Origin of the sequence: Streptomyces violascens (assembly GCF_014649955.1) — a bacterium.
GTDB lineage: Bacteria > Actinomycetota > Actinomycetes > Streptomycetales > Streptomycetaceae > Streptomyces > Streptomyces violascens.
Map to the genome: position 1 here is coordinate 583,582 of NZ_BMUA01000001.1, position 26,236 is coordinate 609,817.

Here is a 26,236-nt window from a genome sequence, read left to right on the forward strand (position 1 = left end):
GGCGGCGGGCCGCGCCCCTGGTCGGCGATGGTCTACGCCCGTAGCCTGCACGGGCTGCATGGGCTCAGGGCGGGCCACGTGGTGAGCTCCGGCGCGCGGCCCGCACGCCGCTCCAGAAGCACGCTCCCCGATTTGTTTCCCTCAAGTTTCCTCCCGGCACCTGTACATACAGCTACCCGCCAGTAGTGTGTGGCCGCACGGTCGTGGCCGAAAGCCGCCGTGCCTCAACTGTCAGTGCCATCAGGGGGATACCCATGCGCGGGATGAACCGCCGTCAGTTCGTTTCCAGGATGTCCGCCGTTGCCGCAGGGGCCGCTCTGTGGTCGGCGACGGCGCAGGACCGGGCGCTGGCAGCCACGGCCGCGCGGGCGGTACGGGTCGGCGGGACCACGCTGGAGCAGGCCGCGATGCCGGTGGGCAGCGGCTCGTACAAGCGCCTCGTGGCCGGACCGGGCTGGCCGCTCGTGGTCCGGGGCGAGCTGGCCGCGGCGGGTTCGGGCCGGGACGACCGCCGGACCGGGCTCGCCTCCTTCGTCCAGTTCACCGACCTGCACCTGGCGGACACCGAGTCGCCGGTTCGGTTCGAGTACCTGGCCCAGTACAACGACAGCGCGCACCGCCCGCAGGAAGCGCTGACGGTGCGGGGTGCCTCGTCGCTGGTCGAGCGGGTCAACTCGGTGCGCCAAGGTCCGTACACGGGGCTGCCGTTCGGCATGGTGATGGCCACCGGCGACAACACCGACAACCACGAACTCATCGAGCTCGACTGGTACTTGTCCGTCATGAGCGGCGGCCGGATCACCCCGAGCAGCGGCGACCCCTCGCGCTACGAGGGCGTGCAGAACTCGGGCAGCGCGGCCTACTGGAACCCGGAGTCGTCCTTCCAGGACGCCTACAAGGCCAAGGGGCTCCCGCAGATCCCCGGCTTCCTGTCGGGCGCGGGCCGCCCCTTCAACGCTCCGGGCCTGAGCGTGCCCTGGTACACCACCGTCGGCAACCACGACGACAGCATCGAGGGCAGCCTGCCCGACCTCGGTCTGCTGGGCGACCTGTACACCGGGGACCGGAAGATCGAGGGTATCGACGACGCCACCGCGGCCAAGCTCGCCTACGCCCTGCAGCACGACCCGGCCCAAGCCGTGATCCTGCTCGGGAAGCTGCTCGGCAACGGCGGCGCGATCCGCAAGGTCACCCCCGACGAGCGCCGTCGCCCCTTCACCCCGGCCGAGTTCGCCAAGGCGCACCTGAACCCGGCGTACACCGGCGCCGGGCCGGTCGGCCACGGCTTCACCTCGGACGCGGCGAGCAGCGGGCACCTGTACTACACGTTCCCGCTCGCGAGCGGCGTGCTCGGCATCAGCCTGGACACCACCAACAGGGCCGGTTTCGCGGACGGTTCACTCGGCACGGCACAGCTCAAGTGGCTCGAGTCGGTGCTGAAGTCGCACAGCAGCCACTGGTACGACACCGACGGGCACGTGGTGCGCGGCGGATCGAGCGACTCGCTCGTCGTCCTGTTCAGCCACCACACCAGCGCCACGATGGGCAACCTGCTGCCCGACCCGTACCACCCCTTCGAGGGGCGCCACGACGGCAATGCCCTGGTCTCGCTGCTCCAGCGCTATCCGAACGTGGTGGCCTGGGTCAACGGCCACACCCACGAGAACCGCATCACCCCGCACGGCCACGCGGTTCCCGAGCGCGCCTTCTGGGAGATCAACACCGCGTCCCACGTCGACTACCCGCAGCATGCCCGGATCATCGAGATAGCCGACAACGGCGACGGCACCCTGTCGCTGTTCACCACCCTCATCGAGTCCGCCGCGCCCTATACGACGGACTTCGCGGACACCTCCGACCGGGGCCTGGCAGCCCTGTACCGCGAGCTGTCGTACAACGACCCGTACGCCACCCCGGCCGCCAGGCTCGGCTCCTCCGCCGACCACAACACCGAGCTGATCCTGGCCCACCCGGGCAAGTAGCGGCCCGGCGGCGCTGCTCGACGGCCCGTGGTGGGCGGCCCGGTACTCCGACGGCCGTGCCCGCCTGGCGGGGCCGTCGGGCGGGCGTTCCACTGGGAGTGCCGACAGCCGCGCGTCACACGACGAGGGAGCACACCCGCCATGGCGGACACCCACCATGTTCTGCTGGTCTCGTTCACCGATCCGGCGCGCTGCCGGTCGGCCTTCGCGGAGGCCGTGTCGCTGCCGGGGCTGCGCCAGGCGGCCATTCTGGAGCGCTCGGCCGAGGGGTTGCTCGACGTGCCGGACAACCATGTGCGCGGCGCCGGGGTGCCCACGGTGGGCGGCGGTCTGGTCGGCGGTCTGGTGGGGCTGCTCGGCGGCCCGATCGGCGTGCTGCTCGGCAGCGCGGCAGGGGCCACACTGGCCAACGCGGCGGAGAACCGTCAGCTCCTGGAGGACGGCGCCGGCCTCATCGTGCTGAGCAGCAGGGTCGAGGACGGCATGTCCATGCTGGTCGTCGATCTGCACGAGTCCTCGCAGCAGCCCGCCGACGAGCTGGCCCGGCGCCACGACGGCACCCTGCAACGGCTGTCCGCCAAGGAGTTCGCCGCCCAGGTCGAGGCGGCCGAGCGGGCCGCGCAGGACACCGAGAAGGCTTGAGCCGCCGAGGAGGCTTCGCACGTCCGCGCCACGAACGCGGCTCGTAATACCGTCTCAACCGCCTTGCGACGGACGTGAGTCGAGGCATCTCGGACACCCGGGAGCACTGCCCGTCCCCGTCCAGAATCGGCCTGTACAGGGCCCCTGTCCGCTGCGATGGTGAGGGCAGAACGAGAGACCGGTCTCCCTGGCAGCAAGAGCGGTCCCGGCCGCTCGGCCCCGAACACACCACCACCGGCTCCCGGTGCGCACCATCACCGGCAGGGCAGCCGTCGCGGGAGTTGCAGGCAGCCTGTGCCGCCACCGGGAAGGCGCCCGGCGAGTGGGACGGCGGTTCCCTGGTACTCCCCCCACCAGGTGAGCCCCCTCACTCGCCGGGCCCGCCTTGCCGCCGCCGACGGATCAGGCCGTGCTCACCTGCTTGCGGTACCGGCCGGGCGCCACGCCGAACTCCCGCTTGAAGGCTTTCGCGAAGGCGAACTCCGAGGCGTACCCGGCCTGTTCGGCCACCGTTCCCAGCGGCGCGTCGCTCGTCCGCAGCAGCCGGCCCGCCGTCGTCATGCGCCACCAGGTCAGATAGGCGAGCGGGGGCCGGCCCACGAGCGCCGTGAACCGGCGGGCGAAGGCAGCGCGGGACAGCGAGGCCCGTGCGCCGAGTTCCTCGACCGTCCAGGGCGCGGCCGGGTCACTGTGCATGGCCTGCAGCGCGGCCGTGATGGCCGGGTCGTTGAGGGCGGCCGCCCACCCGGTCGGCCCTTCCGGACGCTCGGCCAGCCACCAACTGCGCAGCAAATACAGCAGCAGGGTGTCGAGGAGCGCGAGCACGATGGCGTCGGATCCGGGCTGGGGGTCGGCCAGTTCGGCTCCGAGCAGGTCGACGGCCGCACGCAGCCGGTCGTGGGCGCCGAGGCGGGCCGGGAGGTGGATGTAGGGCGGAAGGTCGGTGAGCAGCGGGTGGGCCCGCGCCTTGTCCAACCGGTAGGCACCGCACAGCATGAGTGTGTCCTCACCCCGGACCGGCCCGCGGTGACGCAGCTTCGGCCAGGAGCCGTCCGGACCCAACTCGGCTTCCTCCAAAGGAGTTTCGGGATGGTCGGCGAGGGCGTGGCCGTATCCGTGAGCGAGGAACACGACATCGCCGATCCCGAGGCGCACGGGTTCACCCCCGTCGGGCGGCAGCAGCCAGGCCGAGCCCTGGAGCACCACATGGAATCCGGCACCGTCGGATGCGGGAAACCGCACACCCCAGGGTCCGCGCTTGACGGTGCGCGACGAATGCGGGCGCCCGGTGCGCATGGCGGCGATCGCATCACTCAGTACGTCCATCACGGCACCCTAACGCAGCGCCCGCGGGGCGAGCGGAAGACGATCGGACATGAACGAGAGGTTCTGGGACATGGATCGTCTCTCACCTCGTCCGTACGGTCATTCCCATGGCTATCGACAACGCAGTGAGCAACCCAGAAACCAGTGCATCAACTCCCGCTTTTCCTCTGTCAGTTGACCAGAAGGCGTTCACCCGAGCCGTGCTGTTCCATGAGACGGGCGGCCCCGAGGTGCTGAGTATCGAGGACGTGCCGTTGGCTCAGCCCGGGCCCGGCGAGGTCCTCATCCGGGTGGAGGCGATCGGCCTGAACCGGGCCGAAGCCCTGTTCCGCGCGGGCGCCTACTACTACCCGCCGACGCTGCCCGGCTCCCGGCTCGGCTACGAGGCGGCCGGGGTGGTCGAGTCGGTCGGCGAGGACGTGACCGCGTTCGCGCCGGGCGACGCGGTGATGTCCGCGGCCAACTTCGACTTCGGCGTCCACGGGGTGTATGCCGAACACATCGTCCTGCCCGAGGAGTCCGTGGTGCGCAGCCCGGACGGTGTGGACGCGGTGACTTCCGCTGCTATGTGGCTGGCCTACACAACCGCGTATGGCGGCATGGTGGAGACCGGCGGGCTCGCCCCCGGTGACCATGTGGTGATCACGGGTGCGTCCAGTGGTGTCGGTACGGCTGCTGTCCAAACGGCCCTGCGGCTGGGCGCGATCCCCATCGCCGCCACGCGCGGCGAGGCCAAGCGCGGGGGGCTGCTGGAGCTCGGCGCGGCCCATGTGATCACTACGGACACCGAGGACCTGGTGAAGGAGGTCAGGCGGATCACGGGCGGTGCGGGCGCCCGGATGGTGTTCGACGCGGTGGGCGGCCCGGGCTTCGCGGCCCTCGGCGACGCCCTGACGCCGGGCGGAACGGCGGTCCTGTACGGCTGGCTGGACCGGCGCCCGATCGAGCTGTCGATGAACTGGCCGCTCACCATCCACACGTACGCCAACGGCGTGCTCACCCGTGAGCCGGAGTTCCGCCGCCGTGCCGCCGCCTTCATCGGCTCGGGCCTGACGAGCGGCGCGCTGGATCCCGTGATCGCCGAGACCTTCGACGGCCTGGAGCGCATCGGCGACGCTCACCGGCTGATGGAGTCCAACACGCACACCGGGAAGATTGTGGTGCGGGTATGAGGTGAACGGCAGGCGCCAAAGACCGGCAACGCCACGGGGGTTCGGAAAATCCGAACCCCCGAAGCGGGGGGCTCCACGATGGTGGGGAAGGGGCGGCTGCGTCAGCCTTGATCCATGACCACTTCGTCTTCCCGCCGGGTATTCCTGTCCACCGCCGCGCTGGCCGTCGCCGCGTGCCTGACGTGCGCTTCCTCGGCCGGCGCGGCGCCTGCCGCACCGCCGGGGCCGTCGGCTCCGGCCCGGATGTCACTGCCCGCGCCGACGGGTGCGTATCCCGTCGGCACGACCTCCCTGCACCTCACCGATCGGGGCCGCCCCGACCCCTGGGTGGCCTCGCGGCCGCACCGCGAGCTGATGGTCAGCATCCGCTACCCGGCACGGGACGTGGCCCGGCATGCGCGGGCCCCGCAGATGCTGCCGGGTGAGGCGGCCGGGTTCGACGCGCTGAACAACCTCACGGACATACCGAAGGGCCGGGCGGACTGGGCGGCCACCCAAAGCCACGCCCATACGGAAGCACCGGTGGCGTGGCACAGCGCGCAGGGCTTCCCGGTGGTGCTCTATTCGCCGGGCGTCGGGGACCCCCGCACCCTGGGCACCACCCTGTGCGACGAGCTCGCTTCGCGCGGCTACGTGGTGGTGATGATCGATCACACCTATGACGCCTCCGCGGTCGAGTTCCCGGGCGGCCGAGTGGAGAAGACGGTGCTGCCCCAGGAGTTCGAGAAGGCGGACAAGGCAGGAAAGGCACAGGTCACCGCGCTGCTCAAGAAGACCGTTGCGGTACGGGTCGCCGACACCCGGTTCGTACTGGACCAGCTGGCGCAGCTGCCCGGCCGGCTGCGGGGCGTGCTCGACCTGAACGCCGTGGGGATGTTCGGGCAGTCGGCGGGCGGGTTCACTGCCGCGCAGACCATGCACGACGACCCTCGGATCAAGGCCGCGGCCAACCTGGACGGAGTCATGGGCTATACCCAGCGCGACGACGACCCGGCCCATCCTTCCTCCGTCGGGACGGACGGCGTCGACCGGCCCCTGCTGCTGATGGGCAAGGAGGGCAACAACCACCACACGGTCGCATCCTGGGACGCCGCGTGGCAGCACAGCAAGGGGTGGCTCGGGGACCTGACGCTCACCGGCGCCGAGCATGCCGGCTACACCGACATGCAGTCCGAAATACCGCAGCTGGCACGCCAGTTGGGGCTATCCGCGCAGACCGTCGCCGCCAACATAGGCACGGTCGAACCGCAGCGTTCGGTGGCCGCACAGGAGGCCTACATCACGGCCTTCTTCGACCGATGGCTGCGCGGTCAGGACCGGCACCTGCTCGACGGCCCCTCCGCCCGCTTCCCCGAGGTGCGGTTCGTGAAGTAGCCGCTGCGAGCCCCCCTGGCATCCGCCGGCCCGGCCCCGTTGCGGGGCCGGGCCCCACCGAGCACCGCTGACCACCGCCTCCGCCCACTACAGCGACCGCCGTACCGCACCGGAAGGAATGTGTGTGCAAGCCGGCCAGCTGCCCGTTACCGTGGACGGCATGAAGGTCATCAGCCGTATCGACAGCGCTACCGCGCGAGCGACCAGCTCGCCGGTTGCCGCCGCCTGACCTCATTCCCCACTCCCCCGGCGACCGGAAACGGCCCGCCGGTGGATCGTCGGATTCATGGTCCGGAATCCCAGTCCTGGATTCCTGCCGCTTGATCTCTGTCGCGTCCCGTGTCCGCGGTCCTTTTCCGGCTGCCCCACAGCCAAGGAACCGCAGCCATGAACACCATGAACACCGAGCGTGTCGTCCGCACCTTCGTCGAGTACTTCGAGGACCGGGGCCACCGGCGCATCACAGGGTCGTCCCTGCTGCCGCCGCCCGGTGACTCCGTGCTGTTCACCACCTCCGGCATGCATCCGCTCACCCCCTATCTGGAGGGCCGGCCCCATCCGCTCGGCCGGCGCCTGGTCAACGTCCAGCGCTGCCTTCGCACCACCGACCTGGAGGAGGTCGGCGACGACACCCACCTGACGGTCTTCGAGATGCTCGGCACCTGGTCCCTCGGCGACTACGGAAGCTCGCACAGCCTCAACTGGGGCCACGACCTGCTGGTCAACGGCTTCGGCATCGATCCGGGACTGCTGTACGCCACGGTCTTCGGCGGCGACGAGCACTCGGGCCCCGACACCGAATCGCTGCGCATGTGGCAGGAGCTCGGGGTGCCAATCGAGCTGACCACCGAGGAGAACTGGTGGTCCAACGGCCCCACCGGCCCCTGCGGTCCGGACTCGGAGATCTTCGTCTGGACGGGAGAAACGCCGCCACGGTCCACACCGACCGGAGACGAACGATGGGTGGAGGTATGGAACCACGTCATGATGCGCTACCGCCGCCGCGAGGACGGCACCCTGGAGGTGTTGCCCCGGCCGAACGTCGACACCGGGCTCGGCCTCGAACGGCTCGTCTCCATCCTGCAGGGCAAGGGATCGGTCTTCGAGACCGACCTGTTCGAGCCGTGGCTGGGCTCGGTGCCTTCGCTCTGGCGGCTGGAACAGCAGTCACTGCGGCTGGTCTGCGACCATCTGCGGTCGAGCATCGTCGTGATCGGCGACGGGGTCCTGCCGTCCAACACCGGTCGCGGATACGTTCTGCGGCGGTTGATCCGGCGGGTGCTCACCACACTGTGGCGGGTCGATCCGTCCCGTACGCTCGGCGATCTGCCCGAGGAACCGGTCCGGCACACGCTGGAGCACTTCGGGCAGCCCGGGAACACCGGCCCGGTCCGCGACGTATTCCTCGACGAGGAGCGGCGCTTCACCCGGCTCCTCGAACGAGGCCGCCGCGTCCTGTCCCGGCCCCGCTACTCCGGCCCGCTCACCGAGGACGACTACAGGTACCTCCACGACACCCACGGCCTGCCCCGCGATCTCGTACTCGGCCTCCGGGGCGGCACACTGGGGTGAACCCTGGCGCGGGGCCGTCGGGGGGCCGGCCCCGGGCCGACACCTGGTAACCGCCGGAACCGGGCGCCCGGGCACCCAGGTGCCCGGACCTTAGACTCGGCGGATGGCAAAGTACTTTGACGTGCACCCCGAGAACCCCCAGCGGCGCACCATCGGCAGTGTGGCGGACAGCATCCGTTCCGGCGCGCTCGTCGCGTACCCGACGGACTCCTGCTACGCGCTGGGGTGCCAGCTGGGCAGTCGTGACGGCATCAACCGGATCCGGTCGATCCGCGAGCTGGACGACCGCCACCACTTCACCCTGGTGTGCCAGAACTTTGCGCAGCTGGGTCAGTTCGTACAGATCGACAATGACGTGTTCCGTGCCATCAAGGCGGCGACGCCCGGCAGTTACACCTTCATCCTGCCCGCGACGAGGGAGGTGCCGCGCCAGCTGCTGCACCCGAAGAAGAAGACGGTCGGAGTGCGGATCCCCGACCACGCCGTCGCTCAGGCCCTGCTCGCCGACCTCGGCGAACCGCTCCTGTCCAGCACTCTGCTCCTGCCCGACGAGGACGAGCCGATGACGCAGGGCTGGGAGATCAAGGAGCGCCTCGACCACGTGGTGGACGCGGTCCTCGACTCCGGGGACTGCGGTACCGAGCCGACGACCGTCATCGACTTCTCGGGCGGCGAGATGGAGATCGTGCGCCGGGGCGCGGGCGACACCTCGCGCTTCGAGTAGTCGCCCGCGCCCCCGCGGCCCCGTCGCTGCGGCGTCGGGTCGGTCGCGGCGTCGGTCAGTTACGGCGTCGGTCAGTCGCGACGGGGTCCGACGACGGCGCTCCCGTGGTGCACCGTGATCGCCTGGGCGGGGCAGGCGTCGGCGACGTCGAGGACGCGTTCGTCCGGCTCGATGCCGTCCGCCAGCACGCGTGCGTGCTCGCCGTCCAGTGCGAACACGTCGGGGGCCGCTCCGGCGCACATGCCCGAGGCCAGGCAGAGCTGCGGGTCCACGCGTACGGTCCAGGTCATGGCGGTCACCACGCGACCGGCATGACGCGCGGGCCACGGACCAGCATCTCGGACTTCCAGGTCACGTCGCCGGCCAGTTTCAGCCCGGGGAAGCGGGCGATGAGGGCGCTCAGGGCTTCCTGGAGTTCGAGGCGGGCCAGCGGGGCACCCAGGCAGTGGTGGACTCCGTGGCCGAAACCGAGGTGCTGGTTGCCTTCGCGGGCGATGTCGAGCACACCGGGCGCGGTGAAGCGGAGGGCGTCGCGGTTGGCGGCGCCCATCGCGACCAGGACCGGGGTGCCGGCCCGCACCAGGGTGCCGCCCACCTCGATGTCCTCGGTGGCGTACCGGGCCTGGCCGGCCCCGCTGCCCAGCGGTACGAAGCGCAGCAGTTCCTCCACCGCGCCCGCGACGAGTTCGGGCCGGGCCCTGAGCTGTGCCAGCTGGTCGGGGTGGTCCAGCAGCGTCAGGGTGAAGTTGGGGATCTGGGACGCGGTGGTCTCGTGGCCCGCCACCAGGACCGCCACGCACAGGTCGACGAGTTCGAGTTCGGACAGGCGGTCGCCGCCGTCGCGGGCCTCGATGAGCGCGGTCATCAGATCGTCCTGCGGCTCCCGGCGGTGCCGCTCGATCAACTCGCGCATGTAGGCGCGGAGTTCCTCGCGGTTGGCCTCGAACTCGGCGGCAGTGAGCGAGCTGGTGGACAGGGCCGCGTCGCTCCACACCCTGAAGCGCGGGCGGTCCTCGGCGGGCACGCCGAGCATGCGGCAGATCACCGCGACCGGCAGCGGCAGCGCATAGGCGTCCACCAGGTCGGCGGGGGCTCCGGCCGCCTCCATGTCGTCGAGCAGGCTCGCGGTGAGTTCGCGGACCTGCGGGCGGAGCTTCTCGACCTGGCGGACGGTGAACGCCCGCGCCACCAGGGAGCGAAGCCGGGTGTGGTCCGGCGGGTCCATGCCGAGAATGCCGCTGTCGGTCTGCCCCTCGGACTGCCGGGGCTCGTCGTGCGAGGCGCCTTCGGCCCGGCTGAAGCGCTGGTCGCCGAGGACGAGCCGGGCGTCCGCATAGCGGGTGACGAGCCAGGCGGGCTCGCCGTACGGCAGCTGCACGCGTAACAGACCCGGCAGTTCGCGTACGCGCTCGTACTCCTCGGCAAGCTGGAGTCCGTCGGAGGTGTTGAAGGGATAGGCGAGGGGGGTGGTGTCGGCTGTCGTCACTGCGGCCTCCCGGATGTAAGCAGCTGCTTACAACGTAGGGGTGGCTCTTGGAGGCGGTCAACGGCGCATTGTGGCCGTTATCCTGACGGGCCGCCTGAGAGGATCTGCCCCATGCGCGAAGCCCCCGGCTCGGCTTCCCCCCATTCGACTGCTACCGACTCGGCTCGCCTCGAATCGGCTGTTCCCGGCTCGACCGCCACCGGCTCGACTGCCACCGACTCGACCGCTACCGGCTCGGCCGTCCCCGAACCGAGCGTTCCCGACTCGCCCGCAGGTGAGCGTCGTCGTGATGCCGGGGCCACCCGCCGCCGGCTGCTCGACGCCGCCCGGGACCTGTTCGCGGAACGGGGCTACGAAGGGGCCACGGTCCGCGAGATCGCCGAACGGGCGGGCGCCAACCAGGCGCTGCTGTTCCGGTACTTCGGGTCGAAGCAGGGGCTGCTCACGGAGGTCGTCGCGCAGGGGGGCCTGGAACAGTTGCGCGCCACCCCGCCCGAGGAACTCTTCGAGACCGCGCTGCGTTCGATGCTGACGAGCAGTGCGTCGGGGACGGCCGACCGCTCCCTGGAGGTCTATCTGCGCTCCATAGGGCGCGGCGACGAGGCGACCGGGACGCTGCGGGAGCTGGGCGAGCGGTATCAGAGCGCACTGGCCGCGCTCTCCGGGGCCAAGGACGGTGCCCTGCGCGCGGATCTGGCCATGGCCTGGCTGCTCGGCATCGGGCTCATGCGGACGGTCGTGGCGCGCGAGCCACTGGCCAGCGCGGATCCGGACACCGTCTGCCGCATGGTGGTCGACACTCTCGACCATCTCTGGTCAACGCCGGACAGCGAGACGCCGTAGTCCCTCAACTCGACGGTTTTGAACGGCAGATGAGGTCGGCGAGCTCCGCGGGGCGGCTCAGCGCGAGGAGGTGTCCGCCGGGCATGGGCTCGATGTCGATGCCCAGCCGCTCCTTGGCGTTGCGGCGCTGGAAGTCGAGCGGGAAGAACCGGTCGTCGCGTCCCTGCACGAAGCGGGTGGGGACATCCGGCCAGGCGCTCAGCGGCCAGGGCTGGGTGAAGAGAGCCTCCGCGGGCCCGGCCGGACCGGCCGCCATTGCCTCTTCGGTCACCGCGGGCGGCACGTCGTGGAAGAAGTCGGTCAGCAGGTCGAACTCCGCCGCCGGATCGCGGCCCTGTCCCGCGGCGAACTCCGAACGCGCCTCGGCCTGCCCGGTGTTGGCCCACCAGTCGCCCGCGGTCTCACCGGGCACCGGAATCATGGCATTGACCAGAATCACCCCGTCGACGGGAACACGTTCGCAGACGAGCGGTGCGAAAAAACCGGCCAGCGACTGCGCGACGAGCACCAGCTCGCGCGACATCCCGGAGCGGTTCTGGCCCTGGTCGTGGTCACCGATCGCCCGTACGACGGCGTCGGCATGCTCGGCGAGACCGGCCGCGGGGTCCTGCGGCAGGTCCATCGTCACCACCTCGTGGCCACGACCGCGGAGTTCGGGCACGACCAGGTGCCAGTACCAGGCGCGGCCGTCCGCGCCGGGGATGAGTACGTACGTCGTCATGCGCCGCTCCTCGCAGACTGGAAAGCCCCCGGCTCGCGCCGGCGGGGGCCGGGAAGCCCATCGTCGCCCCGGCCGTCCCGACGGGCCACCACCGACACCGCGCGATACGCGCGCGTACCGCGTACCGCGCGTCGGGGGCGGGCAGCGGGCAGCGCAAGAAGAAGGCGTTCGTCCGGACCGGAGCCGCTTGGGCGGCCCAGTCCGGACGGAGACGAGACGGGACCCTATTCGGTGATCCGGACGGCGCCGGACGGACAGAGGTTTCCGGCCTGGCGGGCGGCGGGCTGCTGGGTGCGATCGGGGTCCGGCGTGATCACATCCACCAGACCGTCGTCGTCCTGGTCGAAGACTCCGGGGGCGGTCAGCGCGCACAGTCCGGCGCCGACACAGACGTCCCGGTCGGCGGACACCCGCATGGAGCCTCCCTTCTCCCCGGTCACCAGGTGACCGGGAGTTCGTTGACGCCCTGGATCGTCGTGCCCGGGCGCAGCGTCAGCCGATCCACGGGCACGGCCAGGCGCAGGGTGGGAATGCGCTCGAAGAGCGCGGTGAGGATGACTTCGAGTTCGAGGCGGGCCAGGTTCTGGCCGAGGCACTGGTGCACCCCGTACCCGAAGGACAGGTGATGGCGGGCCGAGCGGTGCACATCGAAGACGTCCGGGTTCTCGAACACCGAACTGTCGCGATTGGCAATGGAGTTGGTGACGATCACACCCTCTCCCGCGCGGATGAGACGGCCGTCGATCTCGATGTCGGCCGTGGCGACGCGGCCGCCCGCGATGTCGGCGATGGCGAGGTAGCGCAGCAGTTCCTCGACCGCGCCGGGCAGCAGCGTGGGGTCGGCGCGCAGGGCGGCGTGCTGGTCGGGGTGTTCGAGCAGGGTGATCACACTGAGGGAGGTCATCGAGGCCGTGGTCTCGTGACCGGCGACGAGCAGCAGCAGCGCGGTCGAGATCAGTTCCTCGCGGTCGATCTCGCCGGCCGCCAACTGGCGTGTCACCAGGTTGTTCAGCAGGCCGGGGCCGGGCTTGGCCTGCATCGTGGTGATCAGCCCGTCCAGGTAGTGCTGGAAGTCGTCGCGGGCGGCGATCGCGCCGGCCGCGTCCGTCGCCTGCACGAGGCGCCTGCTCGCGTCCTGGAAGAAGTCGTGGTCGGCGTAGGGCACGCCGAGCAACTCGCAGATCACCATGGACGGTACGGGCAACGCGAACTCGCTGACCAGGTCGGCGGGCGGCCCTCCGGCGAGCATCCGGTCGAGGAAGCCGTGCACGATGCGCTCGACGTCCAGCCGCATCCCCTTGATGCGCTTGACGGTGAACTCGCTGATCGTCATCCGCCGGCGCGGCCCGTGTTCGGGCGGATCCAGGCCGATGAAGGCCGGGCGGACCTCCCTGATGGCCTGGAAGCGCGGGGACGTGGCGGGGAATTCGTCGCGGGTCCGGTCGGAGGAAAGCCGGGGATCGGCGAGCAGCTTGCGCGCCGTCTCGTGCTTGGTGACCACCCAGGCTCGTCGGCCGTCGAAGAGGGTCACGGCGTTCAGCGCATCGGGCTCGTCGCGTAACTGACGGTATGTCTCGGGCAGTTGGTAGGGGCACGTGCGGTCGGCCGGGAAAGCGGGGGCTGCGCGCGTCTGGATCGCTGCGGCGGTCTCTGTCGTGTCGGTCATCGAATCCCTCGAAACCTCAGACGTTAAAGAACGGACAGTTCTCTAACTGCGAGGCTAAGCTGTCCCCCTTAGAGAACGCAACGGCCCCTATCGGACACACCCGGGAGGCATGGGTGCCCAGCAGCACCGGCCCCGCCACCGAACCACCCGCTGACCACCGCAAAGGGCCGCGCCGCCGCGGCGAGGAACTGGAAAGCGCCATTTTGCGGGCCACCTTGGACGAACTCGCCGAGGTGGGCTACTCCGCGCTGACCATGGAGCGGGTCGCCGTACGGGCCCGTACGGGCAAGGCAGCCGTCTACCGCCGCTGGCCGAGCCGGGCCCAACTGGTCCTGGACGCCTGCAAGTTGGGCAAGATTTCCGAGGTCGACCTGCCCGACACCGGCGGAGTCCGCGGCGACGCGCTGGCCCTGCTGCGGCAGATGGCGGCCACCATGTCCAGCCCGCTCGGCGGGATCATGCGCGGTCTCCTCGGGGAGATGACCCGCGATCCCGAGCTGGCCGAACTGATCCGGGAGCGGATCCACACCGTCCGCCCGCTGGCGGTCCACGTCATCCTGGAACGGGCCGTCGAGCGCGGCGAGGTCGAGCCGTGGGTCCTCACCTCGCGGCGGGCCACGGTCGCGACGGATCTGCTGCGCAACCAGTTCCTGCTGTTCGGCGCGCCCGTGGAGGACGAGGTCATCGTGGACATCGTGGACGACATCTACCTGCCACTGATCCTGAGCCCGGCCGCGCCCCCGCGGGGCGAGGCCGGCTAGTCGCCGGGCGCCCCGCCCATCATCCTGAGCATCCCCATCCCCCCGGTCCGGAAGAAACGTACGACCAGGGCTGCTGCCAGCACGAGGAACACAATGTTGAGCCAGGTCGTGTAGTTCCAGGCCACACCCGCCATGGGGATGGTGGCCGAGCTCCGGTCGGGCACGAGACCGAGGCCGCCGAAGGTGAACTCCACGGCATACCCGGCGACGACCATCGCCCCATAGAACGTGCCGAGCAGGAAGGCGGCCATGCGGGCGCCGTAGTACTTCCGGTAGATGGTGAGGATCGGCAGGATCAACAAGTCCGCGAAGATAAACGCGACCACCCCGCCGAAGCTGATCCCGCCCTTCCAGAGGACCACCGCCAGCGGCACGTTGCCGATGGAGCAGACGAACGACGCGATGGCGACGAGCGGGCCGATCAGCGGCCCCCAGAGTTTGGCCGCCAGCGGATGCCCGTCGAAGAAGAACATACGCCAGAAGGCGTCCGGCACCCACGCGGCGATCGCGCCGGCGACGACAAGACCGGCGACGAGATCGCGCAGGATCGCCGCCCACTCCATGACGAAGACGTGCGCGGTGGAGGTGAACCCCTCGGCCGAGAACAGCCGCCGGGCGAACGAGCCCTCCTTCTGTACGGACATGTCCATCGCGGCATGCCCCTCCATCGAGCCGGCCAGACCGCGCTCGGCCTGTTCGCGGGCCCGGCTCAGCAGTCCCTCACGGAGGAAGAGCCGGAACAGCACCGCGAGCAGCACGATCATAAGGGGGCCGCCGGCGAACTCGGCCGCCGTGAACTGCCAGCCCATCAACAGGGCCAGAATCACGCCGAGTTCGACGACGAGGTTGGTCGAGGCGATCTCGAAGGCCATCGCGGCGGTGAAATGCGCGCCCTTGCGGAACAGCGAGCGGGCCAGCGCGACGGCGGCGTACGAGCAGGAGGACGAGGCGGCGCCGAGCCCGGCCGCAAGAGCCAGGGTGCGCGGCCGGTCGTCGCCGAGCAGTGCGACGACGGTGGACCTGCGCACCACCGCCTGCACGACGGCGGACAGGGTGAAGCCGAGGACCAGAGCCCAGGTGATCTCCCAGGTCATGGAGCCGGTGATACGCAGGGCGTGCAGTACGGCATCCATGGGCGTGCCTTCCGCGAGGAGGGGACGGATGGGGAGAGGGGGGTGGGTTCCGGGCCCTCGCCTCGGCGAGGGCCCGGAACCCGCCTCCTGCTGTCTGTCGGCGGCTGACCGTCGGCCGATATCTGTTATCTGATATCCGTCGGCTGACAGCTGATGACGGAAAGCTGACAACCGGCGGCCGCCAACCGCTACTTGAGCCGGTTGACGATCTTGTTCATCTGCTCGATCTCCGCGTTCTGGGCCGCGATGACGTTGCCCGCGAGCCGCTTCGCGCCGGGGTTGCTGCCGTTCTTCTGCTCGTCCTTGGCCATGATGACCGCGCCCTGGTGGTGGCCGATCATCAGCTGGGCGAACTTCTTGTCGAAGTCCTTGCCCTTGGCGGACTTGAGGTCACTCATGTCCTGGTCCGACATCATCCCGGCCATGCCGGACGAGCCGTGGTTCATCCCCGGCATGTCCCCCATCGACGACGAGGCCGAGGCCGAAGGCAGCGGCTTGCCCCACGACTTCAGCCAGCCCTTCATCGTGTTGATCTCGGGGTCCTGGGCCTTCTCGATCGCGGAGGCCAGGCTCTTGACCTCGGAGTCGGCGGCGCGGCCGTCGGCGAGCCGGGCCATCTCGATGGCCTGCTGGTGGTGCGGGATCATCTGCTGAGCGAACGTCACGTCCGCGTCGTTGAAAGCGCCGCCCGGAGACGAGGCGCTGGAGGACGGGACGCTGCCGGCCCCGTGGTTCATCCCGGGCATGGCCGAACCATCGGGCTTGGAGCTGTCCGAGGAGCCGCAGGCCGCCAGCGCCAGGGCGAGGGCGGCGACGGTGCCGACGGCGGCTAGGGTGCGGCGACGGGCAGCGAAGGGGTGGTAAATCGACATCAAAAGGGTTCTTTCCAGGTGGGCGACCCCGTGCTGGGGCGCGCGTGAACGGGCAGGGCACTTCGCCGGTCCGGCCGGGGGCCGGGCTGGGCAGCGCCTGTCACGTCCGCGCGACGCACACCTGGAGGAGCAGACCTCTGCCGCCGAACGGCGGTCCGCGCCGCGCCAAGACGAACAGGCCCGTACGGCGCGGCCCCCATGCGACGAGGACCACCAGCCCGAGCGCGGCGAGGAGACCGGCCGCAGCCAGCGGCAGCCGCTCCCGGGCAGGGGTGGACACGCAGAGCTCGCCGCCCGTCCCCGTGGTGACGGGGGCTGCGCGATGCTCCCCCCGCATGCTCGCCCGCGTGTCAGCCCGCATGTCCGTATGGGCCGTACTCATGGGCGCGGTCATGCCCGCGGCCGGGGGCGCCTGCATGGCCGTCTCGCCGTGGCAGCCCGCTGCGGCGTTCGCCGGAGCCCCGTGCATGGAGAAGAGGCCGAAGAGGACGGCGCACAGCACGAGCAGCCGGGGCAGTCCCGCCCTGCGCGTCCGTTCGCGGTCCACGGCTTCCTCGCCCTTCTCTCGCTCGTGCGAGCCGTACGGGTCGTACGGCTCTGCGCTCCGGCCCGACGATACCCCCACCGGGTTTACTCGGGACACTCCCCCACCCCGGTGTACGCCCACACGGATCGCCACATTCGCTCGGGCTCCCACGAGTGTGTGCTTCACCGAAGTAGCCAGGTCAGTGGTGGAATTTGGGGTGGTCCGCCACAAGGGTGAGCTATGTTTTGAGCACACATGGCACGAGAAGGAGGCCCGCCGGTGTCATCGGGGCAGCAGGTACGCGCCCAGTCGGCCGCGATCACGCCGAGCGGGGAGCCCTCGGACCATGAGCGCGCCCCGGCGGACCGGGTCCGCGCGCTGTTCGACGGCCACCGGCTCTCCCCCGGGCAGCGGCGCATCGCTCAGTACCTCATCGACCACCTCACCGACGCGGCCTTCCTCTCGATCACCGAGCTCGCGGAACGGGTCGGCGTAAGCCAGCCGTCCGTGACCCGCTTCGCCTCGTCCCTCGGCTACAGCGGCTATCCCGCACTGCGGGAGGTTCTCCAGCCGATCGCTCTGAGCGCGGTCGCGGGCACTCCGGAAGGCCGAGAAGAGAGCCGTCACAACGAGCTCCAGGCGGCGGTGGACGCCGAGATCGAGAACCTGGAGCACGTGCGCCGCCTGGTCGCCAACACCACCCAGGTCCTGGAGATCGGCCGCGAGCTGGCCTTCTCGGTGCCGCTGACCGTCCTCGGCCTCAGAATCTCCGTGTCCCTCGCGGAGTACTTCGCGTACGCGGCCCGGCGCATCCACCCCGATGTGCGGGTGGTGACGCGTGGCGGCAGCGTCGCCTATGACGCGCTGCTGCAGTCCCGCTCGGCGGGCGGGACCTGGGTGCTGGCCTTCGCGATGCCCCGGCACGCCAAGGAGACCCTCTCCGCGATGCGGGCGGCTCGCAGCGCCGGGCTGCGTGTCGCGCTGGTCACGGACACCACGCTCGGCCCGCTCGTCGACGAGGCCGACGTGGCACTGACCGCGGGCACCGGCTCACGGCTGGTGTTCGACTCGTACGCGGCTCCGAGCGTGCTCGCCGCGGCCATCCTCCAGGCGATGGCCGACGCCGATCCCGAGCGGACGCAGGCGCGGCTCGAAGAGTACGAGCAGGCCGCCGACAAGCACGGCTTCTTCCTCTAGGGCTGTGACAGCCCTCTAGGGCATGACGGTCCTTCAAGGCTTCGCCCGGCCCGCCAAGCAGCCGGCCTTTCCGTTTCTTCCCGCCGGGCCCGATTCGCCCAGGTCACTGCGCAAGATCTTCACACCGTCGAGGCGTATGAATTTTTTCATACCCTTGTGTACTCAACGGTATATATGTTTACTGAGCCGTGGCGACCACCGATCTCTTCCTGCCAAAGGGCGACCCCAGTCCCTCTGAGAACGAACAGCCGACGTGACGCTCTCCCCCTCCTCCTCACGTCGCGCCGACTGTCCGATCCAGGCTGTTGGATCCGGTGGAACGCCCGTGGCGGCCTCGGCTAACCCCTGAGCCGGGGCCGCCCCCCTCTCTCGATCAGAGTTCGACAATCTTCGGAAGCGACGAGAATGTCCCCTACGGCCCCCACCACCACGCTCAGCCCGGACTGGCCCTGCCAGGTCAAATCGCCGGGGAGTCGTGACTGGGAACGCACCGCCACCCGTTGGCTGCGCGACCTGCTGCCGGCCCGCTACGCCGGCTACTCACCCCTCATCCGCCACCACGTCCTGCTCGCGCGGCACGCCCAGATCCAGGTGCAGCACGAGATACGCGCGGTGCGCGTCGCCCTCCAGACCAGCCGCGCGGAACTGCCCACCCTGGGCGTGGCCCCGGCCGTCATCGAGAACACCATCCGGATGTACGCGATGGAGCTCGAACAGCTGGGGCGCCTGGCCCGGGGCGTCCGCCTCGTCATGGAGGCCCTCATGGACGACGGCGCCCCGCCACGCAGGACACACGTACCGCGAAGGTGACTCCGGCGCCTCCGGGGTCTACACCGGCTCCGGCAGGTCGAGCCGCGTGAGGTGTTCGGGCGTGAGCGCGCGCAGGAAGTCGGCCGCGTCGAAGGCCTCCCCGGTGGCGACCACACCCGTCGCGCGGGAGCGGCCGTCGAGGATGCGTGCGAGGGCCTCGACGACGAGCGGCGCCGTGACCGCGTAGATGTCACGGCCGCCCGCGACCGCCCGGCGCGTCTCGCCGCCCCTGCGGACGGCCGCCTCGACGAGGAACGTCTGGGCCGAGCGCCCGCTGCTGTCGGCGGGCACGGGCTCGGGGGTGGTGGCATCCCGTACGTCACGCAGCGGCGCCAGGTTCATGACGGCACGCACCTCTGGTGTGCGCACATGGTGCGAGACGGTCACCTGGTCGGCCGTCGCGAACGGAGCGGCGTCCTGCCTCCCGAACGGCTCGGGAAAGTCCCACGGGAATTCCTGCGGCGTGTAGTCGAAGGGCCTCAACTTGCCTGCGGTGTAGGTGAGTTGCTGCCCGGCGTTGCTCTTTCCGGTGAGCCGGCTGCCGAGGGTCGGCAGCCAGCTGTCGAGGGCGTACGAGAGGACCACCTCGTCCGCCTCCGTCCAGTCGCCCAGGGCCGCGGTGGCCAGCAGGTCGCCGACCGCGCCGTAGAAGGCGACCGAGGGTGCGAGGACGATGCCCGCCTCCCTGGCCCGCTCGTCGTAGGTGTCGAACAGCGCGGCCGTGACGGCCTGTTCGGCCGCCACGTCCAGGTACGGAATGCGGGCACGCAGTGCCGCCTGGGTCACGGGGAGCGCGGTCGCGAGGAACGGCCCCGCACAGTTGACGACCGCCGATGTGCCCTCCAGGGCGCGGTCCAGGGAGGCCGCGTCCCCGGTCGACGCGACGCGCACCGGGGCGTCGGGGGCGAGCTCGCCGAGCCCGTCGAGCTTGGCCCGGTCACGGCCGACGAGTACGACTCGCGCACCCCGGCGCAGGAGCTCCTTCACGACGAAACGGCCCGTGTGGCCGGCGGCCCCCATGACGGCGACGGGCCGCTCGTCGGGCCAGTCGGCAGTGTGCGGAACAGACATGGGGGAAAGGGCGGAACTCATCGCTGGCTCCCGAATTTCTGCAGGTGGTATGTGGTGTGACGCCATAGTGCGGGCCCGGGGCCCACAGCCACCAGCGGCCGGAATGACGAGGGGCGTACAGTTTCGGACATGACTGCTTCGGGTGTGACTGCTTCGGACACGGCCGCTTCGAGCACCGGCGCTTCGGACACGGCCGCATTCGCGACTTCGGGTGGCCGGTCCGTGGCGCTCGCCGTCGCCGAGGGGAGCATGCTCTTCGAGGCCGCGGCGGCCTGCGAGGTGTTCGGCACCGACCACTCCGAGCTGGTCAACCCCTGGTACTCGTTCCGCGCGTGCGGTTCGCGGCAGGCCCGCGTCGGGGGCTGGCTGCGCGCCGACACCACCCACGGCCTGGACACCCTGGCCTCCGCGCACACGGTGATCGTCCCGGCCCAGGACGACATCGAGGGCGACCCGCCGGGCGAGCTGATCGACGCCGTCCGCGCCGCGCACGCCGCGGGCGCCCGCATCGTCTCGCTGTGCACCGGGGCGTTCGTCCTGGCCGCGGCGGGGCTCCTGGACGGCCGCCGCGCCACCACGCACTGGGCTCATGCCGACCTGCTCGCCGCGCGGTACCCGAAGGTGACGGTCGACGCCGGGGTCCTGTTCACCGATGAGGACGGCGTCCTCACCTCGGCGGGCAAGGCCGCCGGGATGGACCTGTGCCTGCACATCGTCCGTACCGACCACGGCGCGACGGTGGCCAACGCGCTGGCCCGCCACCTGGTCGTGCCCCCGCACCGGGACGGCGGCCAGGCGCAGTTCATTCCCGCGCCGGTGACCCACGGGCGCGACCACCCGCTCGCCGAGCTGCTGCCGTGGGCCCTCGAACGTCTCGACCAGCCGCTCACGGTGGAGGACCTGGCCCGGCAGGCGGCCATGAGCAGCCGCAATCTGGCCCGGCACTTCCATGCCGTCACAGGAACCTCGCCGCTGCGCTGGCTGCTGAGCCAGCGCGTACGGCTTGCGCAGGAACTCCTGGAGTCGGGCGACGACAGCGTCGAGCACATCGCGGCGCGCACGGGTATGGGGACGTCCGCCACTCTGCGCCGCCATTTCGCCCGCGTCACGGGCCTGCCGCCCGAGGCGTACCGGCGCACTTTCGGCGTGCGCTGACATCCCCTCGGGCCGAGCACCGGTCCGAGGGGACGCTTGGTTCAGAGGACGAACACGCTCCGGCTTCCGTTGGGGTGGTAGGTCTCACCGGGATAGATCAACCAGGTGACCTGCCCGGTGCAGTCGGCCCCGGAGTGCACCTCGGCGATCGCGTCCGTGTAGTTGCTCACCACAGGCGGCACGAAGTCCCCGAGCGGGAAGCAGCCGCTCGGATCTTGGTGGGCCACCCCGTCGACGACCAGGAATCCATGAGCCGCGTACGCCGCAGTCGGCGCCCCCAGCGCGAGTGCCGCGGCCGCGGTGAACACACCGAGCGCCGTCGCCATGCGTCGCACCATGCACATACCCCTTCCGTCACCACAGGCCGCACCCTTGTGGGGCCCACTGATGCAACTCACCGTATGTGTGTGGCTACTTGACGTCACAGGCGTACGGAGGTGAAGCCGTCCCGCGTCAACGCGCCCTGAGCCGACGACCCGGCCGCACAGGGTCGGCTCACACCCGACATGCGATCTACCGGGGCACGTGCGAGCGTGGAGGTGGCTCTACCTCCGACCTGCCCAGCAGGGGGCGACCACCATGAGCAAGAAGCAGACCCGCCAGAACCGGGGAGCACGCACCGGCGGCCATGACCGGAGCACCACCTCCGAGGTCAAGGAGCAGGCCAAGACCCCCACCGCGCCGGAAACGACGCACTCCACGCCAGAGGCCTCCCACAAGCAGCCGCGGAAGTTCGGCCACAACTAGCCCTGCCTGGCGACTCCCCATGGCTGCACCTGGCCGCCGGATCCGCCTTGGTTCCTCGACCGGGCGACGGATCCGGCGGCGTTCATACGCTGCCGACCAATCCGATGCGCCGCGAAACCGGGTGGCTGCGTAAGCGAGTTGGTGACACCTACGGCTGCTCCATGGCAGTCAGGACGCTCGCTCGGCCGCCCGCCACTCCGGGGCGAGCACGGACCAGATCTCCTCGTCGTGCCGCGCGCCCCGGTACAGGTAGCTCTCCCGCAGCACGCCGTCCTTCGTCATGCCTAGACGTCGGGCCACCGCGATGCTGGGTTCGTTGGCTGCCGAGACCCACCACTCCACGCGGTGGATGCCGCGCTCCTCGACGGCCCAGTCGATGATCGCGCGCACGGCCCGGGTCACCAGGCCCCTGCCCACCGCCGACGGCTCCAGCCAGCAGCCCGCCTCGGCGATGCCCTGCGCGGTGTCCAGCCTCCGGAACAGCACGGCGCCGACCAGCCGGCCGTCGGTCCGGATGCCGTAGAGCCGCCCGGTGTCGGCGGCCGTCCTGTCCGCGTACGTCTGAAGGAACGCCCGGCTCGACTCCAGGTCCGTCACGACATCGGGCAGCCCGTTGTACCGCCCGATGAACTCCCGCCCGCGCTCCACATGGTTCAGGAACTCCTCGGCCTGCCAGGGTTCGAGCGGGCGCAGCTCGGCGCCGTCCTCGCCCAGGGATATCGCGTACATCCACACCCTCCACGGTCTCGACGTGCGCCCACGGCGCCGTCGACCAGACCCTACGGTCAACGGTCGCTGGGCGGCAGCGCGCGCCTCGCGGGAACACGGCACCACCCTGCCCCTGTGCTGGTGGTGTCGCGGATCCGCCAGAAACGGCCTTCCCTTCCTGCTGAAGTCGGGGTGCTCGTGCTGCTGCTCCTGGTGCTCCCTCCGCTCCCTGCCGCCCACACGACCCGGTTGCATGTGCTCGGCGACATGGGTCCGGAGCGTCAACACCCGGTTGGCACTGGGGATTACGTTCCTTGTCGTCTCGCACACTTCGGCACCTACACCTATGTGGCGCCGTTTCTGGAGCGGGTGACACATGTGGGCTCCGGCCACATCACGCTCTTCCTGCTCATCTACGAAGTGGCGGGCATCGTCGGCAACTTCCTCGGCGGGTCGTCCGTCGCGCGCCACTCCCGAGGCACCTTCGCGGCAGCCGCCGCGCTCATCGCCGGAGCCACCCTGCCGCTCCCGGTCCTCGGCCGGTGGGAGCTGGGCGCAGTGGCTCTGCTGATCGCGTGGGGCGTCGGCTACGGGGCCGTGCCGGTCTGCTCGCAGTCCTGGTTCTCGACGGCCTCCCCCGAGGCGCCGGAGGCGTCCACCGTGCTGTTCACCGCGTCGTTCCAGGCCACGTTGTCCACCGGCGCGCTGGTCGGCGGCGTCGTGGTCGACCACACATCGCCCTCGACGGTCATGACGACGGGGGGTGTGGCGGCCGTCCTGATGGTGCTCGTGGTGTGGGTCCACCACATAAGGAAGGTTGAGTGGCCCGAGACCCGGCAGGGGCGCCGGTGACGCCCAATTCCCTTGAATGCGCGTCAATTTGGCCAGTGGCAACCGAGGCGTCAGGTCGGGGTGTGAGGTCGAGCCGTCAAGTCATCGGTCAGGGCAGATCCGAGCGGCCCAGCCATGCGGGCTCCACGGGGACGCCGTCCGCGTACCGCGCCGGCGGAGCGGACGGCATCGGGGGTGTCCGGGACGGCACCGCGTCGGCGGGTTCCGGTTGCGGTTCACGTTCCGGTTGCGGTTCTGGCTCACGCTTCGGCTTCGGCGCGGCGGAGTCCTCCAGCAACTCGGCGACGGTGAACCGGGCGCTGTAGGACTGCCAGGAGCCGTCGATGACGAGCACGAAACCGTCGCCGTCCCGGAAGAGCCGGCGCCGCTTCGGATTCCGTGGGTGCTCGGGCGTAAAGCGCCGGGCTCGGCCCTCCAGCTCCGCGAGGGCTTCGTCGCGCGAGCCTTCCACATGCGTCAGCACGTACGCCTCCACATGCTTGCGATCCCCCGTACCCACCGTCATCTCGGCGATCAGCCCCCATGTCGGCACGAGCCACTCCTTTCCCCTCGGGTACGAATCGGCCACCGCAACCAGCGAACCGGCATCCCCCTCGGCGCCCTCAGAACTCCGAGTTGGCGACCCAGCGGGCGAGCAGGTCCTCGTCCCCGGAGGTCTCGAAGGCGTCCGAAGTCCGGTCGAGGCGTCCGTACATGAGCAGCAACAGATCCGCGGCGGCTCCCTCGACAGTGGCATCCGCCAGGTTCGTGGCCTCGGGATTCGTGGCCTCGGCGTCCGCGGGTACGAGCTCGAAGCCGTCGGGGCGCAGGCGGATCAGCCAGTCGCCGGCCCGGTCGGTGCAGCGGAAGCGAATGGTCTCGTCCTGGCCGCGCAGGTGCGCGGTCTTGGGCGCGAACGACGCGGCGAACGGCAGGTTGACCAGGAATTCGTCCACCCCGTCGGCCGCGAGAGCGGGATCGATGACAGGCCGGAGGCCGACGGCGAGTTCCGCGTCGACGCGGTGCACCAGCGTCTCGAACAGCATCCGCCGCATCCAGAACCGGGCATGGGGATCGGCGCCCCACACCCACATCGGGGCGTCCGGGTCGGTGTCGGCGAAGGCCCGGGCCGCCACCTGCGAGCTGGCCGTCAGCCAGCCGGGGTAGCCGGCGTCGTCGGCCGGCAGGTCCAGTTCGGCGTCGCGGGTGAGAGGCCGCTCCTGGACGCGCTGACGCAGCAGCCCGGAGAACATGCGCTGCACGCTTCCGGTGTGCCTGATCAGGTCGACGAGCGTCCAGCCGGGGCAGCTCGGCACCGGCGTCGCCAGGTCCGCTCCCTCGACGACCGCCACGAACCTGGCGGTCTCCGTCATCACCGCCTCGCGGTGGGTCGCCGAGGCGGAAACCCAGCGCGAGTCATGTGACCCGTCCATGCCCATGCCCATACCCGTGCCGCTGTCCATGTGGCTGCACCTTTTCCCTTTTCGCTTCTACGGTCCGACAGCCCGATCGGTGCGCGTCTCGGGCGCTCCTCCACGGTCTGTCCGGGATCAGTCTGCTCCGGGGGCGGTCTCCTCGCGGACTCGGGGCACCTCTGCGGCAGTGTGCTCGGAGCACACTCGGCCAGGCGTGCTGTGTGTGGGTGGCGGTGCAGTGTATTCAGGAGTGATGGATCTTCAGGCACTGCGCGCGGCCGGCCGCCCCTCCCTGGCGACGCGCCACGCACTGCTTGCCGTGCCGTTCGCGATGATCGCGCTCGTCACGGTGGGCGACGTGCTCGCCCCGCCCGACGTGCACCTCGGCCCGTTCCTGGCCGCGGCACCGGCCGTCACGGCTTCCTTTCGGGGCCCCCGGGCCACGGGGTTCATCGGCGCGGTAGCCGTTCTGGCGCAGGTGGTCGTCGCTGCCCTGCGCAGCAGTGTCACCGACCTCAACCACACCTTCCAGATCATCACGCTGGTCCTGATCTCGGTGTTCGTCACGTTGTTCGCCCATCTGCGCGAGGTGCACGAGAAGGAGCTGGTCCAGTTGCGTTCGGTCGCCGAGGCCGCGCAGCAGGTCGTGCTGCGGCCCCTGCGCGAGCGCCTCGGCCCGCTGCGCGTCGCGAGCGTGTACCTGGCCGCGGCGGCGGACGCGCAGATCGGCGGCGACCTGTACGCGGCCGCCCGGACCGCCCACGGCACCCGGCTCATCATCGGCGACGTACGCGGCAAGGGTCTTGAGGCGGTCGGGGACGCGGCTCTCGTCCTGGGCGCGTTCCGGGCCGCCGCCCATCAGGAGGCCGACCTCCCGGGTCTTGTCGACTACCTCGAACGGGCGGTCGCACCGGACCTCGACCAAGCCCCCGGAGCCGGTCTCGACGACACCTCCAGCCGCGCCCCCGGCCCGGACCACGACGCCGCCCCACACTCCCCCTCTCCCTCCAACGACCTCAGCGAGGCGTTCATCACCGCTGCCGTGCTCGACATCCCCGACGTGGGCCAAGCCCTCCAGCTCGTGAACTGCGGCCATCCCCCGCCGCTCCTCCTGCGCGGCCATCGCGTGATCCCCCTGGAGGTGGACCAGCCGGCGCCGCCACTGGGCCTGTCCGACCTCGCGGAGTACCAACTCGCCGCGCAGGGCTTCCCGTTCGAGCCCGGCGACATCCTGCTCCTGTACACCGACGGCGTCCTCGAAGCCCGCGACGAGGCGGGCGCGTTCTACCCGCTCGCGGAACGCGCGGCGGCCTGGAACGGCACCGGACCGCGCGCGCTGTTGAGCCACCTCCGGGGCGACCTCCTCGCCCACACTCCCACCGGGACCCTGGACGACGACGCCGCGATGGTGGCCATCGAACGGCTCCGTCCATCCGCGCAGCGGGGTGCGGCCCACCCGTAGGGGCCCGATGATGGGGAAACCTGTGCAGCGTACGTATCCG

General features: G+C 70.6%; 27 protein-coding genes and 1 pseudogene. 14 read left to right on the top strand and 14 right to left on the bottom strand.

Going from position 1 to position 26,236, the window contains the following annotated elements; genetic code table 11:
• The first annotated feature begins 254 nt into the window (after positions 1 to 254).
• The gene (locus IE206_RS02720) at positions 255 to 1,982 is read left to right on the top strand and encodes a TIGR03767 family metallophosphoesterase (protein ID WP_189960228.1); all 1,728 of its coding nucleotides are present in this window, start codon (positions 255 to 257) and stop codon (positions 1,980 to 1,982) included.
• Positions 1,983 to 2,123: 141 nt separating this feature from the next.
• Positions 2,124 to 2,624 carry a histidine kinase gene (locus IE206_RS02725; RefSeq protein ID WP_189960230.1) on the top strand — a complete coding sequence of 167 codons (501 nt, stop codon included), beginning with the start codon at positions 2,124 to 2,126 and terminating at the stop codon, positions 2,622 to 2,624.
• A 402-nt stretch (positions 2,625 to 3,026) separates the two neighbouring features.
• Here IE206_RS02725 and IE206_RS02730 read toward each other — a convergent pair whose 3' ends face one another.
• Positions 3,027 to 3,950 (bottom strand): AraC family transcriptional regulator, encoded by a 924-nt coding sequence (locus IE206_RS02730; protein ID WP_189960232.1) that lies wholly within the window; start codon positions 3,948 to 3,950, stop codon positions 3,027 to 3,029.
• A 107-nt stretch (positions 3,951 to 4,057) separates the two neighbouring features.
• Between IE206_RS02730 and IE206_RS02735 the strand changes: the two genes are divergently transcribed.
• From IE206_RS02735 to IE206_RS02750, 4 genes are all read left to right on the top strand, one after another.
• On the top strand, positions 4,058 to 5,122 hold the full coding sequence (locus tag IE206_RS02735; protein ID WP_189960234.1) for a zinc-dependent alcohol dehydrogenase family protein: 1,065 nt from the start codon (positions 4,058 to 4,060) through the stop codon (positions 5,120 to 5,122).
• Between the two features lie 114 nt (positions 5,123 to 5,236).
• Positions 5,237 to 6,496, top strand: a complete 1,260-nt coding sequence (locus IE206_RS02740; RefSeq protein ID WP_189960236.1) for an alpha/beta hydrolase family protein — start codon at positions 5,237 to 5,239, stop codon at positions 6,494 to 6,496.
• Between the two features lie 396 nt (positions 6,497 to 6,892).
• Positions 6,893 to 8,068 (top strand): alanine--tRNA ligase-related protein, encoded by a 1,176-nt coding sequence (locus IE206_RS02745; protein WP_189960762.1) that lies wholly within the window; start codon positions 6,893 to 6,895, stop codon positions 8,066 to 8,068.
• A 103-nt stretch (positions 8,069 to 8,171) separates the two neighbouring features.
• On the top strand, positions 8,172 to 8,792 hold the full coding sequence (locus tag IE206_RS02750) for an L-threonylcarbamoyladenylate synthase (protein WP_189960238.1): 621 nt from the start codon (positions 8,172 to 8,174) through the stop codon (positions 8,790 to 8,792).
• A gap of 71 nt (positions 8,793 to 8,863) precedes the next feature.
• On the opposite strand, the gene IE206_RS02755 is transcribed toward IE206_RS02750, so the two are convergent.
• Both IE206_RS02755 and IE206_RS02760 read right to left on the bottom strand, forming a co-directional pair.
• Complete coding sequence (locus tag IE206_RS02755) at positions 8,864 to 9,082, bottom strand: ferredoxin (protein WP_189960240.1); 219 nt, start codon at positions 9,080 to 9,082, stop codon at positions 8,864 to 8,866.
• Between the two features lie 5 nt (positions 9,083 to 9,087).
• Positions 9,088 to 10,278, bottom strand: a complete 1,191-nt coding sequence (locus IE206_RS02760) for a cytochrome P450 (RefSeq protein WP_189960242.1) — start codon at positions 10,276 to 10,278, stop codon at positions 9,088 to 9,090.
• A 111-nt stretch (positions 10,279 to 10,389) separates the two neighbouring features.
• Here IE206_RS02760 and IE206_RS02765 point away from each other — a divergent pair, with 111 nt between their 5' ends.
• A complete protein-coding gene (locus IE206_RS02765) occupies positions 10,390 to 11,121 on the top strand; it encodes a TetR/AcrR family transcriptional regulator (protein ID WP_189960243.1) in 732 nt (243 codons plus the stop codon).
• Positions 11,122 to 11,125: 4 nt separating this feature from the next.
• Here the strand turns inward: IE206_RS02765 and IE206_RS02770 are convergent, their stop codons facing one another.
• The 3 genes from IE206_RS02770 to IE206_RS02780 form a co-directional block, all read right to left on the bottom strand.
• Positions 11,126 to 11,842: an alpha/beta fold hydrolase gene (locus tag IE206_RS02770; protein WP_189960245.1), complete on the bottom strand. Its 717-nt coding sequence runs from the start codon at positions 11,840 to 11,842 to the stop codon at positions 11,126 to 11,128.
• Between the two features lie 224 nt (positions 11,843 to 12,066).
• Positions 12,067 to 12,258 carry a ferredoxin gene (locus tag IE206_RS02775; RefSeq protein ID WP_189960247.1) on the bottom strand — a complete coding sequence of 64 codons (192 nt, stop codon included), beginning with the start codon at positions 12,256 to 12,258 and terminating at the stop codon, positions 12,067 to 12,069.
• Positions 12,259 to 12,278: 20 nt separating this feature from the next.
• Positions 12,279 to 13,508, bottom strand: a complete 1,230-nt coding sequence (locus IE206_RS02780; protein ID WP_189960249.1) for a cytochrome P450 — start codon at positions 13,506 to 13,508, stop codon at positions 12,279 to 12,281.
• A 113-nt stretch (positions 13,509 to 13,621) separates the two neighbouring features.
• Between IE206_RS02780 and IE206_RS02785 the strand changes: the two genes are divergently transcribed.
• On the top strand, positions 13,622 to 14,269 hold the full coding sequence (locus IE206_RS02785) for a TetR/AcrR family transcriptional regulator (protein WP_226598666.1): 648 nt from the start codon (positions 13,622 to 13,624) through the stop codon (positions 14,267 to 14,269).
• On the opposite strand, the gene IE206_RS02790 is transcribed toward IE206_RS02785, so the two are convergent.
• From IE206_RS02790 to IE206_RS02800, 3 genes are all read right to left on the bottom strand, one after another.
• Complete coding sequence (locus IE206_RS02790) at positions 14,266 to 15,402, bottom strand: permease (protein WP_189960253.1); 1,137 nt, start codon at positions 15,400 to 15,402, stop codon at positions 14,266 to 14,268. The genes IE206_RS02785 and IE206_RS02790 overlap by 4 nt on opposite strands.
• A gap of 188 nt (positions 15,403 to 15,590) precedes the next feature.
• The gene (locus tag IE206_RS02795; protein WP_189960255.1) at positions 15,591 to 16,274 is read right to left on the bottom strand and encodes a DUF305 domain-containing protein; all 684 of its coding nucleotides are present in this window, start codon (positions 16,272 to 16,274) and stop codon (positions 15,591 to 15,593) included.
• A gap of 100 nt (positions 16,275 to 16,374) precedes the next feature.
• Positions 16,375 to 16,899 (bottom strand): hypothetical protein, encoded by a 525-nt coding sequence (locus IE206_RS02800; protein ID WP_189960256.1) that lies wholly within the window; start codon positions 16,897 to 16,899, stop codon positions 16,375 to 16,377.
• A gap of 180 nt (positions 16,900 to 17,079) precedes the next feature.
• Between IE206_RS02800 and IE206_RS02805 the strand changes: the two genes are divergently transcribed.
• Complete coding sequence (locus IE206_RS02805) at positions 17,080 to 17,997, top strand: MurR/RpiR family transcriptional regulator (protein WP_226598667.1); 918 nt, start codon at positions 17,080 to 17,082, stop codon at positions 17,995 to 17,997.
• 405 nt (positions 17,998 to 18,402) lie between these two features.
• On the top strand, positions 18,403 to 18,807 hold the full coding sequence (locus tag IE206_RS02810; RefSeq protein WP_053726823.1) for a hypothetical protein: 405 nt from the start codon (positions 18,403 to 18,405) through the stop codon (positions 18,805 to 18,807).
• An 18-nt stretch (positions 18,808 to 18,825) separates the two neighbouring features.
• Here the strand turns inward: IE206_RS02810 and IE206_RS02815 are convergent, their stop codons facing one another.
• The gene (locus IE206_RS02815; protein WP_189960258.1) at positions 18,826 to 19,878 is read right to left on the bottom strand and encodes a saccharopine dehydrogenase family protein; all 1,053 of its coding nucleotides are present in this window, start codon (positions 19,876 to 19,878) and stop codon (positions 18,826 to 18,828) included.
• A gap of 249 nt (positions 19,879 to 20,127) precedes the next feature.
• Here IE206_RS02815 and IE206_RS02820 point away from each other — a divergent pair, with 249 nt between their 5' ends.
• On the top strand, positions 20,128 to 21,033 hold the full coding sequence (locus tag IE206_RS02820; protein WP_226598825.1) for a helix-turn-helix domain-containing protein: 906 nt from the start codon (positions 20,128 to 20,130) through the stop codon (positions 21,031 to 21,033).
• Between the two features lie 41 nt (positions 21,034 to 21,074).
• Here the strand turns inward: IE206_RS02820 and IE206_RS02825 are convergent, their stop codons facing one another.
• Entirely contained in the window at positions 21,075 to 21,371 is a 297-nt protein-coding gene (locus IE206_RS02825) for a hypothetical protein (protein WP_189960260.1), read from the bottom strand.
• Positions 21,372 to 21,612: 241 nt separating this feature from the next.
• On the opposite strand from IE206_RS02825, the gene IE206_RS02830 reads away from it, so the two are divergent.
• Positions 21,613 to 21,780 (top strand): hypothetical protein, encoded by a 168-nt coding sequence (locus tag IE206_RS02830; RefSeq protein ID WP_189960261.1) that lies wholly within the window; start codon positions 21,613 to 21,615, stop codon positions 21,778 to 21,780.
• A gap of 168 nt (positions 21,781 to 21,948) precedes the next feature.
• On the opposite strand, the gene IE206_RS02835 is transcribed toward IE206_RS02830, so the two are convergent.
• The gene (locus IE206_RS02835; protein ID WP_189960262.1) at positions 21,949 to 22,509 is read right to left on the bottom strand and encodes a GNAT family N-acetyltransferase; all 561 of its coding nucleotides are present in this window, start codon (positions 22,507 to 22,509) and stop codon (positions 21,949 to 21,951) included.
• A 165-nt stretch (positions 22,510 to 22,674) separates the two neighbouring features.
• On the opposite strand from IE206_RS02835, the pseudogene IE206_RS02840 reads away from it, so the two are divergent.
• A pseudogene (locus tag IE206_RS02840) lies at positions 22,675 to 23,340 on the top strand (MFS transporter); the annotation flags it as partial.
• Positions 23,341 to 23,428: 88 nt separating this feature from the next.
• Here IE206_RS02840 and IE206_RS02845 read toward each other — a convergent pair.
• Entirely contained in the window at positions 23,429 to 23,845 is a 417-nt protein-coding gene (locus tag IE206_RS02845; RefSeq protein ID WP_189960763.1) for a hypothetical protein, read from the bottom strand.
• Positions 23,846 to 23,942: 97 nt separating this feature from the next.
• A complete protein-coding gene (locus IE206_RS02850) occupies positions 23,943 to 24,782 on the bottom strand; it encodes a maleylpyruvate isomerase family mycothiol-dependent enzyme (protein ID WP_226598671.1) in 840 nt (279 codons plus the stop codon).
• Positions 24,783 to 24,987: 205 nt separating this feature from the next.
• Here IE206_RS02850 and IE206_RS02855 point away from each other — a divergent pair, with 205 nt between their 5' ends.
• Positions 24,988 to 26,196, top strand: coding sequence for a PP2C family protein-serine/threonine phosphatase (locus IE206_RS02855; RefSeq protein ID WP_189960263.1), 1,209 nt, complete (start codon positions 24,988 to 24,990; stop codon positions 26,194 to 26,196).
• Positions 26,197 to 26,236 lie beyond the last annotated feature (40 nt).